This window comes from Stenotrophomonas maltophilia group sp. msm1 (assembly GCF_032025805.1).
Lineage (GTDB): Bacteria > Pseudomonadota > Gammaproteobacteria > Xanthomonadales > Xanthomonadaceae > Stenotrophomonas > Stenotrophomonas hibiscicola.
On record NZ_JAVSKH010000001.1, the window covers coordinates 954997 to 968674 of the forward strand.

The 13678-nt window shown below is 67.3% G+C and carries 12 protein-coding genes and 1 riboswitch; of the genes, 8 read left to right on the forward strand and 4 right to left on the reverse strand.

What is annotated here, in order from left to right:
- Positions 1-2: 2 nt before the first annotated feature.
- A complete protein-coding gene (locus ROV95_RS04180) occupies positions 3-914 on the reverse strand; it encodes a LysR family transcriptional regulator (protein ID WP_021203759.1) in 912 nt (303 codons plus the stop codon).
- A 114-nt stretch (positions 915-1028) separates the two neighbouring features.
- On the opposite strand from ROV95_RS04180, the gene purU reads away from it, so the two are divergent.
- Positions 1029-1880: a formyltetrahydrofolate deformylase gene (gene purU, locus ROV95_RS04185; RefSeq protein WP_026347242.1), complete on the forward strand. Its 852-nt coding sequence runs from the start codon at positions 1029-1031 to the stop codon at positions 1878-1880.
- Positions 1881-2167: 287 nt separating this feature from the next.
- On the opposite strand, the gene pncA is transcribed toward purU, so the two are convergent.
- Both pncA and ROV95_RS04195 read right to left on the reverse strand, forming a co-directional pair.
- Positions 2168-2794, reverse strand: a complete 627-nt coding sequence (gene pncA / locus ROV95_RS04190) for a bifunctional nicotinamidase/pyrazinamidase (RefSeq protein WP_312543186.1) — start codon at positions 2792-2794, stop codon at positions 2168-2170.
- A gap of 55 nt (positions 2795-2849) precedes the next feature.
- On the reverse strand, positions 2850-3521 hold the full coding sequence (locus ROV95_RS04195; protein WP_032953751.1) for an epoxyqueuosine reductase QueH: 672 nt from the start codon (positions 3519-3521) through the stop codon (positions 2850-2852).
- A 175-nt stretch (positions 3522-3696) separates the two neighbouring features.
- Positions 3697-3912, reverse strand: a riboswitch (cobalamin riboswitch).
- 127 nt (positions 3913-4039) lie between these two features.
- Here ROV95_RS04195 and ROV95_RS04200 point away from each other — a divergent pair.
- The gene (locus ROV95_RS04200) at positions 4040-5914 is read left to right on the forward strand and encodes a patatin-like phospholipase family protein (protein ID WP_312543188.1); all 1875 of its coding nucleotides are present in this window, start codon (positions 4040-4042) and stop codon (positions 5912-5914) included.
- 43 nt (positions 5915-5957) lie between these two features.
- On the forward strand, positions 5958-6395 hold the full coding sequence (locus ROV95_RS04205; protein ID WP_058979760.1) for a hypothetical protein: 438 nt from the start codon (positions 5958-5960) through the stop codon (positions 6393-6395).
- Between the two features lie 211 nt (positions 6396-6606).
- On the opposite strand, the gene ROV95_RS04210 is transcribed toward ROV95_RS04205, so the two are convergent.
- Positions 6607-7974 carry a short-chain fatty acyl-CoA regulator family protein gene (locus tag ROV95_RS04210; protein ID WP_019661852.1) on the reverse strand — a complete coding sequence of 456 codons (1368 nt, stop codon included), beginning with the start codon at positions 7972-7974 and terminating at the stop codon, positions 6607-6609.
- 114 nt (positions 7975-8088) lie between these two features.
- Here ROV95_RS04210 and ROV95_RS04215 point away from each other — a divergent pair, with 114 nt between their 5' ends.
- Genes ROV95_RS04215 through mmsB form a run of 5 tightly spaced genes read left to right on the forward strand, consistent with a single transcriptional unit; the run spans position 8089 to position 13628 of the window.
- Positions 8089-9594: a CoA-acylating methylmalonate-semialdehyde dehydrogenase gene (locus ROV95_RS04215; protein WP_019661851.1), complete on the forward strand. Its 1506-nt coding sequence runs from the start codon at positions 8089-8091 to the stop codon at positions 9592-9594.
- A gap of 14 nt (positions 9595-9608) precedes the next feature.
- Complete coding sequence (locus ROV95_RS04220) at positions 9609-10775, forward strand: acyl-CoA dehydrogenase family protein (protein WP_312543190.1); 1167 nt, start codon at positions 9609-9611, stop codon at positions 10773-10775.
- Entirely contained in the window at positions 10772-11569 is a 798-nt protein-coding gene (locus ROV95_RS04225) for an enoyl-CoA hydratase (RefSeq protein WP_312543192.1), read from the forward strand. Before ROV95_RS04220 ends, ROV95_RS04225 begins: the two co-directional genes overlap by 4 nt.
- Positions 11566-12741: an enoyl-CoA hydratase/isomerase family protein gene (locus ROV95_RS04230; protein ID WP_312543193.1), complete on the forward strand. Its 1176-nt coding sequence runs from the start codon at positions 11566-11568 to the stop codon at positions 12739-12741. The genes ROV95_RS04225 and ROV95_RS04230 overlap by 4 nt, the downstream gene beginning before the upstream one ends.
- Positions 12738-13628, forward strand: coding sequence for a 3-hydroxyisobutyrate dehydrogenase (gene mmsB / locus ROV95_RS04235; protein ID WP_312543194.1), 891 nt, complete (start codon positions 12738-12740; stop codon positions 13626-13628). Before ROV95_RS04230 ends, mmsB begins: the two co-directional genes overlap by 4 nt.
- The last annotated feature ends 50 nt before the right edge of the window (positions 13629-13678 follow it).

Consider the following 13678-nt stretch of genomic DNA (forward strand, 5'->3'; position numbering starts at 1 on the left):
GCTCACACCCGCCAAGCCGGCGCGATGCCGGCCTGAAGGTGATCGAACAGCGCGCGGATCTTGGCGGTGAAATCGCGGCGGTCGCTGACGCAGAAGTAGACCTCCATCGGTTCCGGGCGCCACGCGGTGTCGGCGCCGAACACCGCCTGCAGGCGGCCATCGCGCAGGTACGGCTCGGCCACGAAGGCGGCCAGCCGGGTGATGCCGGCACCGGCCGCCGCCAGCGTCGCCAGCGCATCGATGTCATCGCAGACCATGCTCGGTGGCAGCGCGGCGTCCACGCGCTGGCCGTCCTTCAGCAGGCCCCAGCGCAATGGCCGGCCATCGGTGGGGAAGCGGTGCAGCAGCCCGCGATGACCGCCCAGCTCGGATGGCTGTTGCGGGGTGCCGCGTGCCTTCAGGTAGGCCGGCGAGGCGCAGAACACGAACGGAACACGCGCCAGCTGCCGCGCCACCACCCCGTCCTCCAGCTGGGCCCCGATGCGGATGCTGGCATCCACCGCTTCCGGGCCATGCTGCACGGCGCGGTCGGTCAGGCGCAGCTCCAGCTGCAGTTGCGGGTAGCGCTGCTGCAGCGAAGGCAGCAACGGCGCCAGCACATGGCGGCCGAACGCACTGCTGCTGGCGATGCGCAGCGGCCCGGCCGGTTCGATGTCACCGGCGGTGACCATCGCCTGCGCGCGCGCCAGGTCGGCTTCGATGTGGCGCACCTGCGCCAGGTACAGCGCGCCGGCCTCGCTGAGGGCCAGCTGCCGCGTGCTGCGGTTCAGCAGCCGTACGCCCAGATGGGCCTCCAGCCGGTTGATGTTCTGGCCGACCGCGGTGGCGCTGATGCCAAGGATGCGGGCCGCGGCGGCAATGCTGCCGGTCTCTGCGGTGCGGGTGAAGCTGCGGATCAGTTGCAACAGGTTCATGACCGACCAGCTTGCCACGGGAAGATCAAAGTATCGCTTGGTACTGAACCAAGCAGGTCGGTTGCACCCGTGATCATCCGGCCGCTGGGCAGGGCGCTGCCCTACACTGTGGCGATGCGCCCCGATTCCATTCTTACCCTGTCCTGCCCCGACCGTACCGGCATCGTCTATCGCGTGTCCGGCCTGCTGTTCGACCACGGCTGCAACATCCTCGACGCCCAGCAGTTCGGCGACGAGGAAAGCGGCCGCTTCTTCCTGCGCGTGCATTTCGATCGCGATGCCGGCCTGCCGCTGGAGACCGTGCACGCCGCGATGGCCACGCTCGCCCAGGACTTCGGCATGGACTGGCAGCTGCACGATGGCCGCCGCCGCGCACGCCTGCTGGTGCTGGTCAGCAAACAGGGGCATTGCCTCAACGACCTGCTGTTCCGCGCCCACAGCGGCCAGCTGAAGGTCGACATTGCGGCGGTGGCGTCCAACCACGCCGACTTCGCGCCATTGGCCGCCTCCTACCAGGTGCCGTTCCACCACCTGCCGGTGACCGCCGATACGCGCGCGGTGCAGGAGCAGCAGATCATCGACCTGGTCGAGCGTGAGCGCATCGACCTGGTGGTGCTGGCGCGCTACATGCAGATCCTGTCACCCACGCTGTGCCGCGCGCTGGCCGGCCGTGCGATCAACATCCACCACAGCTTCCTGCCCAGCTTCAAGGGCGCGCAGCCGTACCACCAGGCGCACGCGCGCGGGGTCAAGATCATCGGCGCCACCGCGCACTACGTCACCGAGGACCTGGACGAAGGCCCGATCATCGAACAGGACGTGGCCCGCGTTGACCATGCGATGGCGCCGCGCGAACTGGTGCGGCTGGGCAGTGATACCGAATCGCTGGTGCTGGCGCGTGCGGTGCGCCGCCATGTGGAACACCGCATCCTGCTCAATGGGCATCGCACGGTGGTGTTCCGGTAATCGCCCATCCCGCGTCCGCCGGGCATGGCCCGGCGCTACCACGGGTGCTATCCGGTAGTGCCGGCCGCTGGCCGGCAACTGCAGAGATCCCGAGGTTGCCGGCCAGCGGCCGGCACTACCGAATCCTGATTTCATCCAATGAAAAGCCCCCGGTTCGGCCGTCCCGCGATCTGTAGGGGGGCGTAGTTAGGGGGCTGGATGAATCGATTGTGTTGTTGTGGGCAGGAGCGCGCAAGCGGCATAAGCGACGTGCCCGGTAGCGCCGGGCCATGCCCGGCGGTCACGCCTCAGACGATCGCGATTCCCGCCTTGCCCAGCGCCTCGCGTACCATCGTATCGTTGGCCTCGGTCACCGGCCGGGTCAGCTCCCACAGGAACTTCACCTTGAAGCCGGACTTCACCGCGTCCTGCGCGCTCCACAGCACGCAGTAATCGCGGGCCAGGCCGCACACGTGCACTTCGCGGATGCGGCGCTCATGCAGCCAGCCGGCCAGGCCGGTGGCCGGGCGCTCGCCATCGGGACCGTGGTTCTCGCGGAAGGCGCTGTACGAATCCACCTGTTGGCGCGTGCCCTTGCGCAGGATCAGGTCGGCCATGGCCCAGTCCACGCCCGGGTGCAGAGCGGCGCCATCGCTGCCCTGCACGCAATGGTCGGGCCACAGGGTCTGCGGCTGCGCGTGCAGCAGGATGGTCTCGAACGGGCGTTGGCCGGGGTGCTGGCTGGCGAACGAGGCGTGATCGGCCGGGTGCCAGTCCTGGGTGGCCACCACCGTGCGGTAGCGGCGCTGCGCCAGTAGTCCGGCAATCGGTGCCACCAGCGCATCACCCTGGTCGCAGGCCAGCGCGCCGCCCGGCATGAAGTCCGGCTGCAGGTCGATCACCAGCAGGGCGACGTCGGCGGGCAGGGCGGTCATGGCAGATCCACTACAAGAGAAGGGGCGACCAGCGTGGCCGCCCCTCGCTCACACGTCAATCGCCCTGCGGCGTCCCAGCGTCCTGCCCGTAGTACAGCAGGCCGATTTTGATCCGCTCGCGGCCGTTCTCGCGACGGTGGCGGTTGGCATCGCGCAGCGAATACACGCAGCCGCAGTACTCCTGCTGGTAGAACTGCTCGCGCTTGCTGATCTCGATCATGCGGCTGGCACCGCCGCCCTTGCGCCAGTTGTAGTCCCAGTACTGCAGGCCTTCGTAGCGCGAGGCGGCGCGGATGCCGCAATCGTTGATCTGCGCCATGTTCTTCCAGCGCGAGATGCCCAGCGACGAACTGATGGTGTCGTAGCCGTGCTCGTGCGCGTACAGCGCAGTGCGTTCGAAACGCATGTCGAAGCACATCGTGCAGCGGATGCCGCGTTCGGGCTCGTTCTCCATGCCACGCGCACGGCTGAACCAGTTGTCGGTGTCGTAGTCGCAGTCGATGAAGGGAATGCCATGCTGCTCGGCGAAGCGGATGTTTTCCTGCTTGCGCAGTTCGTATTCCTTCACCGGATGGATGTTGGGGTTGTAGAAGAAGATCGCGTAGTCGATCCCGGAGGCGGTGATCGCCTCCATTACCTCGCCGGAGCAGGGCGCGCAGCATGAATGCAGCAGCAGGCGCTTGCCGTTGGCAGGCAGGGTCAGGGTGGGGCGTTGGAACTCGGTCATCGTCAGGTACCGCATGGACCGCCGGCAACGGCGGTGGCCCATGCATCTGTGCGTGGGTGGACAGGGCTGGCCGGATACCGTGAAAAGGACGCACGCGGCCGCACTGCCCGCACGCGCAGGTCAGCGACGGCCCCGGCACCCTCCCCCCCGAGAGTCCAGGTCGAGTCAGGGGACGGTCGTGTCCCCCGGCCGGGGCCGGTATTCGGGCTGATGGACACGGGCCGCAGCCCACCTACTACCTGCCGCTTCCCAGGCGCGAGCCCAGTGCTGTTGGCAGGATTCGTTTCCATTCACCGCTGCGGGGCAGCTCCGGAATGAGCGCGCCAGGCGCCTTCACCGGATTCCCGTTCAAATCCCTGTCGCCATCAACGCTGCGGCGGGGATACCTTCGGCGTGCCCACGGTGGACGCGTCGAGGGCAATGGTCAAGGGTCAATGAAAGCTCGGGGCTGTGGTCCGTTTCTCAGGCCGTGAGAGCGCCGCTTGCCATACTGGGCATCGACAGACGGGAGGTGGCTCGTGGCGGCGAAGTACTGCGATCTGGTCATGAAAGGCGGCATCACCAGCGGCATCGTGTACCCCAATGCGGTACTGGCGCTGGCGCGCGAGTATCGCTTCAAGAGCATCGGCGGCACCTCGGCCGGCGCCATTGCTGCGGCGGTGGCGGCTGCGGCGGCATGCGGCGATCGTCGCCAGCAGGCCGGCGAGCACCTGCCCAGTGATGCCGGTTATGGGGGGCTGTCGGCGGTGTCGGCGCAGCTGTCGCGGCGCGGGTTCATCTACAGCCTGTTCCAACCGGCGCGGGGCGCGCGTGCGGCCTATCAGCTGCTGGTGGTGCTGACCGGCAATGCGGGCCTGCCACACAAGCTGCTGTGCCTGGCAGTGGCGGTATTCGAGATCGCGCCGCTGGAAGTGCTGGTGTCGCTGGCGCTGCTGCTGGGCCTGGGCGGGTGGGGCGGCGGCTGGAGCGGTGTGGCCGCCACGCTGCTGCCGTCGCTGCTGTGCGCCTACGGTGCCGGTGTGGCCGGTGCCGCGCTGCGCGTGGCCCGCGTGGCACGGCGCAACCTGCTGGGCCTGTGCAGTGGCCTCGGCCGCGATGCACGCAAACCGGCGTTGACCGAGTGGCTGCATGAGTGCCTGCAGCAGTTGTCAGGCAAGCCACTTGATGCACCGCTGACCTTCGCCGACCTGCACGACGCACCGCGCTATGCCGGCGAGCCGGACAGCCCGCACGCGATCAGCCTGCAGATGATCACCACCTGCGTCTCGCACAACGAGCCGCGTACGCTGCCACTGGGCGGCGCGCAGTTCTGGTTCCTGCGCGAAGAGTTCGAGCAGTTGTTCCCGGCCAGCGTGGTGCAGTGGCTGGTGGATCAGGCTGGCCCGCCGCTGGACGTGGAGGGGCGGCAGTACTACCACCTGCCGCAGGGCCCGAAGCTGCCGGTGCTGGTGGCCACACGCATGAGCCTGAGCTTCCCGTTGCTGATCAGCGCGGTGCCACTGCACGAACCCTCGCGCCGCGAGCGCCGCTGCGAACCCACCGCGCCGGCGGCCGACCCCGAGCACAACGTGGCCGACAGCATGGAAGGGCTGACCAGCGCCGGGCAGGCTTGCGGTCCGGTGATCACCGCCTTCCGCATCTGCTGGTTCTCCGATGGTGGCATCAGCAGCAACTTCCCGATCCATCTGTTCGACGCCGCATTGCCGCGCTGGCCGACCTTCGCCATCAACCTGGTCTACCCGCAGCACGCCGAAGACGTGAGCCAGGGCAGCGGTAGCCGGCAGGCACTGGAGCATGCCGTGTTCCTGCCCACCGAGAACCGCCACGGCTGGCAACGGCATTACCAGTCCATTGCCACGCCGCTGGCCGCAGCCGAGCTGGGGCGTTTCCTGTTCGCGGTGGTGGCGACCATGCAGAACTGGCGCGACCTGCTGCAGGCGCGCGCGCCGGGTTATCGCGACCGCATCGTGCATGTGAGCCTGCAGGGCGACGAAGGTGGCATGAACCTGGACATGCCGCAGGAGGTGCTGACCCGCATCGCCGACAAGGGCAGCCTGGCCGGTGCGCGGTTCTGTTCGTTCTCGTTCGAGAACCACTACTGGATCCGCTGGCGCAACCTGGCCTCGGCCTACCAACGGTACACGCTGGAAGTGGCCCGTACCGACGACCCGGCGCAGCAGGTACTGGCCTATCGCGCGGCGTACTCGATGGTCGCTCGCGGCGAACCGACACCGCCGTCGTACAAGCTGGGCTCGGAAGACAAGCGTCGCGGCTCGCAGCAGCTGTGGGCGCAGATGGTCGAGCAGGGCCGAACCTGGGAGGACCTGGGCCCTGACCTGACCGACGGCGCACCGCGTCCGCTGCCGCAGATGAAGGTGACGCCGATCTACTGACCGGCGCCGATACAATCGCGCTTCACGCTGCAAGGAGTTTTGGATGTCTGCCCGCCAGGAACTGCTGGATCTGCTTGAACGCCTCGATATCCGCGACCCGGAGCACCTGCCGGTTGTGCCACTGGCCGCGTACTTCGAAGGGAACGATTTCGAAGAGTGCATTGCACCGAACCAGTGGGGCTACGGCCGCCCGCCGATTGCCGAGCTGTACGCACGCCTGGCCGCGATTGCCGAAAAGCCCGAAGTGGAAGGTGTCTACGTGGGGCTGCACCAGGACTGGAGCAGCGCACTGGACGACGACAGCGAATGGCCTGCCGCGGAAAATGTGCACGTGCTGACCCGCGCCGACGCCGCAACCGTGGAAGGATGGCTGCAGGGCCTGGAATGCGACGGCGTCGGCGAAGGCTGGCCGTACGGCCAACACATCGACGCACCCGTGCCCTCGGAAGGCCACCGCGTACTGACCGTGTTCTGGGACTAAAACGCGCCAACCAGGGCTGGCACCTACCAGTAGAGCCACGCCACGCGTGGATGCATTCCAAGATGAGAATTCATCCGGATGGGGTCAGAGCCCGTTGCGTGGCAACCGGACCCACCCCGCCATCCCACTGAATGCCCGCTTTTGCTTTTGAGGTTGCCGGCCAGCGGCCGGCACTACCGCAGGTGCAGGGCGCAGCCCTGCCGAACCAACCCTACCGCCCCGGCAACTGCGCGAACGCACGCTGCATGCAGTCCTCCCGCGGGCACACCCGGCAACCCGGCCCGATCGAAACCGAATTTCCCGGGCTCTGCACATCCAGCCCCAGTGAATACACCAACCGCTCGGCATGCTGCAGGTCGCAGCCCAGCGCTACCGCAAACGTCTTGCGCGGCTGGCCATGGCCGACCGGACCACTGCTGACCTGCCGTGCCAGCCAGAAATGCCGTCGCCCATCGGGCATGCGCGCGGTCTGCGTAAGGATGCGCCCGGGCTGGTTGAACGCCTCGTAGACGATCCACAGCGGGCACGAACCACCCACCTGCGAGAAGTGGAAGTCGGTGGCCGAATGGCGCTTGGACACATTGCCCGCGCGGTCCACGCGGATGAAGAAGAACGGCAGCCCGGGCGCGCTGCGCCGTGCCAGCGTGCTCAGCCGATGGCAGACCGCTTCGAAGCCGACGCCGAACTGGTGTGCCAGCAGTTCGATGTCGTAGCTGCTGGCCTCGGCCGCACGCAGGAAGCGCATGTACGGCATCACCAGGGCGCCAGCGAAATAGTTCGACAGACCGATGCGGGCCTGAGCGATGCGTGCCTCATCGGTGAAGCCGGCACGTGCCACCACCGCATCGATCTGCGGCAGGTAGCCGTGCAGGGCCAGCTCGGCGGCCATCTGGAATGCCTGCTGGCCTGGCTCCAGGTAGTCCGGCAACCACAGCCGCCGTGCTTCGGCATCGTACTGGCGCTTCTCGCGCCCGGCCTGCAGCGCGGCCACTTCCACCAGCACGCCGTGGCGGTCGGCCAACAGCTGGCGCAGGCGTGGTGCCACGTGCCCGGGCGACAGCCCCCACTCGGCGAACAGACGCTCGGCCAGCTCGTCCAGTTCGGGAATGTGGTTGTGCATGCGGTTGAAGAACTCACGCACCTGGTCGCCTGCGGGCAGGATGCTCCCGGCGCCGGGCTCGCCCAGCTGGAACTCCAAGGCGGCGGCATGCTCACGCAGCGCCAGGTGGCGGCGGTGCAGATCCAGCAGGGCGCGGCTGACCTGCGGCAGGTTGCCGGCCAAGGCGCGCAGCTCGGTCGCGCTGACCTCCGCCAGGCCCAGGTCGCGCAGGGTTTCGCCCAGCGCTTCCTGCAGCGCGGCAGGCTCATCTTCGTCGAATAGTGAGGAAACGTCGCCCAATACTTCGCCCAGCTTCTTCTGCACGGCCGGGGTGAGTGGGCGCTTGTTGCGCTCGATCTGGTTCAGGTAACTGGCCGACAGGCCCAAGGCGCGGGCCAGGTCCACCTGGCTGTAGCCGCGCTGCTCGCGCAGCCGCAGCAAGCGAAGGCCAAGCTGCCGCTGGCTGGATGAATAATTCACAGAATTAACATGAATCGTCTGGCGTGTTGGCCAGATTAAGCGGATTCAGGCCGGAAATCGAGGTGGCTGCTGTGAATAATGCCAAGCATCTTTCGAGCCCGTGGGATTGTCGTCATGACTGTTGAAGCGCCCCGTATCCGCATGCTGATCGATGGCCAGTTCATCGAATCGGCCACCTCCCACTGGCAGGACGTGATCAATCCGGCCACCCAGGACGTGCTGGCCAAGGTGCCGTTCGCCACCACCGCAGAAGTGGACGCCGCCGTCGCCGCCGCCAAGGAAGCCTTCAAGACCTGGCGCAAGACCCCGATCGGCACCCGCGCGCGCATCTTCCTGAAGTACCAGCAGCTGATCCGCGAGAACATGAGCGAGCTGGCCCACATCCTCACCGCCGAACAGGGCAAGACCCTGCCCGACGCCGAAGGCGATGTGTTCCGCGGCCTGGAAGTGGTCGAGCATGCGGCCGCCATCGGCAACCTGCAGCTGGGTGAGTTGGCCAACAACGTGGCCAATGGCGTGGATACCTACACGATCATGCAGCCGCTGGGCGTGTGCGCTGGCATCACCCCGTTCAACTTCCCGGCGATGATTCCGCTGTGGATGTTCCCGATGGCGATCGCCACCGGCAACACCTTCATCCTCAAGCCGTCCGAGCAGGACCCGATGGTCACCATGCGCCTGGTCGAGCTTGCCCTGGAAGCCGGCATTCCGAAGGGCGTGCTGAACGTCGTCCACGGCGGCGAGGAAGTGGTCAACGCGATCTGCGACCACCCGGACATCAAGGCCGTGTCGTTCGTCGGTTCCACCCGCGTCGGCACCCACGTGTACAACCGTGCCTCGCTGGCCGGCAAGCGCGTGCAGTGCATGATGGGCGCCAAGAACCACGCCGTGGTGCTGCCGGACGCCAACAAGGAACAGACCCTCAACGCGATGGTCGGCGCCGCCTTCGGTGCGGCCGGCCAGCGCTGCATGGCCGCCTCCACCCTGGTGCTGGTCGGTGAAGCGCGCAACTGGGTGCAGGATCTGGTTGAAAAGGCCAAGACCCTGAAGGTCAGTGCCGGCACCGTGGCCGGCACCGACGTCGGCCCGGTCATCTCCTGCAGCGCCCGCGAGCGCGTGGAAGGCCTGATCGCCTCGGGCGTGGAGCAGGGTGCCAAGCTGGTGCTGGATGGCCGCAAGCCGCAGGTCGATGGCTTCGAGAAGGGCAACTTCGTCGGCCCGACCATCTTTGCCGGTGTCACCACCGACATGCGCATCTACCAGGAAGAAATCTTCGGGCCGGTGCTGGTCATCCTCGAAGCAGAGACGCTGGAAGACGCCATCGCGATGGTCAACAGCAACCCGAACGGCAACGGCACCGCACTGTTCACCCAGTCCGGCGCTGCCGCGCGCAAGTTCCAGGAAGACATCGACGTCGGCCAGGTCGGCATCAACGTGCCGATCCCGGTGCCGGTGCCGCTGTTCTCGTTCACCGGTTCGCGCGCCTCCAAGCTGGGCGACCTGGGCCCGTACGGCAAGCAGGTGGTGCTGTTCTACACCCAGACCAAGACGGTCACCGCGCGCTGGTTCGATGACGAGACGCTGAGCCACGGCGTCAACACCACGATCAGCCTGAAGTAACGGCAGGAGCAGCCATGAGCCACTCGATGACGACGGAACTGGAAGAAGCGCAGCAGGCGTACCGCGAGGCAGCGCGCGACTTCGCACTGGCCGAACTGGCGCCGCACGCCGCGCGATGGGATGCGGAGGGCATCTTTCCGCGCGAGGCGATCGCCAAGGCCGGTGAGTTGGGCTTCTGCGGTCTGTACATGGACCCGGAAGTGGGCGGCAGCGGCTTGAGCCGGCTGGACGCCGCCGTCGTCATCGAGGAGCTCGCCAACGTCGATCCGTCGACGGCGGCGTACATCAGCATCCACAACATGGCCTCGTGGATGGTGTCCACGTGGGGCCAGCCGGCACTGCGCGATGCCTGGGGCAGCGACCTGTCCTCAGGCAGCAAGCTGGCCTCGTACTGCCTGACCGAGCCGGGCGCCGGTTCCGATGCGGCCTCGCTGAAGACCACCGCCGTGCGCGATGGCGACTTCTACGTGCTGAACGGCTCGAAGGCCTTCATCTCCGGCGCCGGGGCCACCGAGCTGCTGGTGGTGATGGCGCGCACCGGCGGTGCCGGTGCCGGTGGTGTCAGCGCCATTGCCGTGCCGTCGGACCTGCAGGGCATCAGCTTCGGCCGCAAGGAAGAGAAGATGGGCTGGAACAGCCAGCCCACCCGCGGCATCACCTTCGAAAACGTCCGCGTGCCGGTCAGCCACCTTCTGGGAGAGGAAGGCGGCGGCTTCAAACTGGCGATGAAGGGGCTCGACGGCGGCCGCATCAACATCGCCGCCTGTTCGCTGGGTGCCGCGCAAGGTGCGCTGGATGCCGCACGCCGCTACATGGGCGAGCGCCGCCAGTTCGGCAAGGCGCTGGCCGAATTCCAGGCGCTGCAGTTCAAGCTGGCCGACATGGTCACCCAGCTGGTGGCCGCGCGGCAGATGGTGCACACCGCCGCACGCAAGCTCGATGCCGGTGCCAGCGACGCCAACGTGTGGTGCGCGATGGCCAAGCGTTTCGCCACGGATGCGGGCTTCAACATCTGCAATGAAGCGCTGCAGATCCACGGTGGCTACGGCTACATCCGTGAATACCCGATCGAACGCCTGCTGCGTGACTGCCGCGTGCACCAGATCCTGGAAGGCACCAACGAGATCATGCGGGTGATCGTTGCCCGTCACCTGCTCAACACCGAAGAGGAACTGCGATGAAGGATTGGCGTACCCAGGAGCACGTGGGCCTGAATGTGGAGGTCGATGGCCACACCGCCGTGGTCACCCTGAACAACCCGCCGGCGCACACCTGGACCGTGCACAGCCTGTCGGCGCTGCGCGACCTGGTGGGCGCGCTCAACGCAGACCGCGACATCTACGCGTTGGTGATTACCGGTGACGGCGAGAAGTTCTTCTCCGCCGGTGCCGACCTCAACCAGTTCGCCTCCGGCGACAAGGCCGCTGCGCGCGAGGCCGCGCGTCGCTTCGGTGAAGCCTTCGAAGCGCTGTCCGGGTTCCGTGGCGTGTCGATCGCCGCCATCAACGGCTACGCCATGGGCGGTGGCCTGGAATGCGCACTGGCCTGCGACCTGCGCATCATCGAAGACCACGCCCAGGTGGCGCTGCCGGAGGCCACCGTCGGCCTGCTGCCGTGTGCCGGTGGCACCCAGAACCTGCCGCGCCTGGTGGGCGAGGGCTGGGCCAAGCGCATGATCCTGCTGGGCGAGCGCATCAATGCCGAGACCGCACTGCGCATTGGCCTGGCCGAAGAAAAGGTCGGCAAGGGCGAAGCCAAGGCACTGGCACTGGAATGGGCGAAGAAGGCCGGCAAGCAGAGCCCGACCAGCATAGCCGCCTGCAAGACGCTGGTACAGGCCACCCGCGCCGGCACCCACGCCTCGGCGCTGGTGGCCGAGCGCGAAGCCTTCGTCGACCTGTTCGACACCGCCGACCAGGTCGAGGGCGTAACCGCCTTCCTGGAAAAGCGCACCGCGCAGTGGAAGAACGCATGAGCATCGACACCGCTGCCGACGACGCACCGGTGCTGTTCGAAGAGCGCGTGGCCGGCAATGGCACGCGCATCGGCATCGCCACGCTCAACGCGCCGCGCACGCTCAACGGATTCTCGCTGCCGATGGCGCACCTGCTGCTGAAGCAGTTGAATGCCTGGGCCGACGACGACGGCATCGCCATGGTGGTGCTGCAGGGCGCCGGTGAAAAGGCGTTCTGCGCCGGCGGCGACCTGCACAGCCTGTACAAGAGCATGGTCGCCTTCCGCGAGGCCGGCCACAGCGACATCCGCCAGAACGCCTATGCTGCCGAGTTCTTCGACGTCGAATACCGCGTCGATTACCTCATCCACACCTACGCCAAGCCGATCCTGTGCTGGGGCCATGGCATTGTGATGGGCGGCGGCATCGGCCTGATGTCCGGTGCCAGCCACCGCGTGGTCAGCGAACGTTCCAAGCTGGCCTTCCCGGAAATCACCGTCGGCCTGTTCCCCGATGTCGGTGGCAGCTGGCTGCTGCCGCGGGTGCCGGCCAAGGGCGGCCTGTTCCTGGCCCTGACCGGTGCACTGCTCAACCCGGGCGACGCTATCTACGCCGGCCTGGCCGACGTGCACGTGGCCGAAGAACGCCGCAGTGCAGTGTTCGATGCGCTGCTGCAGGTGGCCTGGTCCAGCGATGCCGCACACAACCACGAACGCCTGACCCATCTGCTGCAGTCGCATGCCAGCGATGCCGCCACCGGCCCGCTGCTGGCCAATGCCGCGCAGGTCGAGGCGCTGTGCGAAGGCGATGACCTGCAGGCCATCGTGGCGCGCATTACCGGCCTGCAGACCGACGATGCCTGGCTGCAGGCGGCACAGAAGACCCTGGCTGCCGGCGCACCGGGTTCGGCACGGTTGGCATACGAACTGCAGCGCCGCAGTGCCGGCCAGGACCTGGCCGCGATCTATCGCCTGGAGTACATCGTCGCCCTGCACTGCGCCGCCCACGGTGATTTCGCCGAAGGCATCCGCGCGCTGCTGATCGACAAGGACCGCAATCCGCAGTGGAACCCCGCCACCCTGGCCGGGGCCACCGGCGCGTGGGCCGACACTTTCTTTGCTTCCCCCTGGGCCGATGCCGCGCATCCGCTGGCCGACCTGGGCACTCCCCTTGTTGAAAGGAGCCTTGCATGAGCCGCATTGCATTCATCGGGTTGGGCAACATGGGTGGCCCGATGGCCGCCAATCTGGTCAAGAACGGCCACAGCGTGCGCGTGTTCGATCTGGTTCCGGCCGCGGTCCAGGCCGCCGTCGATGCCGGTGCCAGTGCTGCGTCGTCGGCACGCGACACCCTGGCCGACGCCGAAGTGGTGATCTCGATGCTGCCGGCCAGCCGCCACGTCGAAGGCGTGTACCTGGGCGACGACGGCATTCTTGCCGCGATTCCGGCCGGCGCACTGCTCATCGACTGCAGCACGATCGCACCGGCCAGCGCCCGCAAGGTCTCGGAAGCGGCCGCCGCACGTGGCCTGCAGATGATCGACGCACCGGTGTCCGGCGGTACCGCCGGTGCCCAGGCCGGCACCCTGACCTTCATCGTCGGTGGCGAAGAGGACGCGCTGGAGCGTGCCCGTCCGGTGCTGCAGGCGATGGGCAAAAACATCTTCCACGTGGGCGCCAGCGGCGCCGGCCAGGTCGCCAAGCTGTGCAACAACATGGCGCTGGGCGTGATCATGGCGGTGACCGGTGAAGCCATTGCGCTGGGCGTGGCACACGGGCTGGACCCGAAGGTGCTGTCGCAGATGATGGCGGTCAGCACCGGCCGCAGCTGGGCTACCGAAGTGTGCAATCCGTGGCCGGGCGTGCTGGAAAATGCACCGGCCTCACGCGGTTACAGCGGCGGCTTCGGCAGCGATCTGATGCTGAAGGACATGGGCCTGGCAGTGGAAGCGGCGATGAGTGTCGGCGCCTCGATTCCGCTGGGCGAAGTAGCCCGCAATCTGTACTCGATGAACCACCAGGCCGGCCGCGGCAAGCTGGATTTCTCCAGCGTCGTGCAGCTGATCACCAGCGAGAAGTGACCTGGTAGTGCCGGCCGCTGGCCAGCAACCTCATGCCCCCTGTGGGACAA

Excerpts from the sequence above, each read along its gene's own strand:
- ROV95_RS04220 (WP_312543190.1), top strand. The coding sequence starts at position 9,609 with ATGAGCCACTCGATGACGACGGAACTGGAAGAAGCGCAGCAGGCGTAC.
- ROV95_RS04225 (WP_312543192.1), top strand. The coding sequence starts at position 10,772 with ATGAAGGATTGGCGTACCCAGGAGCACGTGGGCCTGAATGTGGAGGTC.
- ROV95_RS04230 (WP_312543193.1), top strand. The coding sequence starts at position 11,566 with ATGAGCATCGACACCGCTGCCGACGACGCACCGGTGCTGTTCGAAGAG.
- mmsB (WP_312543194.1), top strand. The coding sequence starts at position 12,738 with ATGAGCCGCATTGCATTCATCGGGTTGGGCAACATGGGTGGCCCGATG.
- ROV95_RS04215 (WP_019661851.1), top strand. The coding sequence starts at position 8,089 with ATGACTGTTGAAGCGCCCCGTATCCGCATGCTGATCGATGGCCAGTTC.
- ROV95_RS04180 (WP_021203759.1), bottom strand. The coding sequence starts at position 914 with ATGAACCTGTTGCAACTGATCCGCAGCTTCACCCGCACCGCAGAGACC.
- ROV95_RS04195 (WP_032953751.1), bottom strand. The coding sequence starts at position 3,521 with ATGACCGAGTTCCAACGCCCCACCCTGACCCTGCCTGCCAACGGCAAG.
- ROV95_RS04205 (WP_058979760.1), top strand. The coding sequence starts at position 5,958 with ATGTCTGCCCGCCAGGAACTGCTGGATCTGCTTGAACGCCTCGATATC.
- pncA (WP_312543186.1), bottom strand. The coding sequence starts at position 2,794 with ATGACCGCCCTGCCCGCCGACGTCGCCCTGCTGGTGATCGACCTGCAG.
- purU (WP_026347242.1), top strand. The coding sequence starts at position 1,029 with ATGCGCCCCGATTCCATTCTTACCCTGTCCTGCCCCGACCGTACCGGC.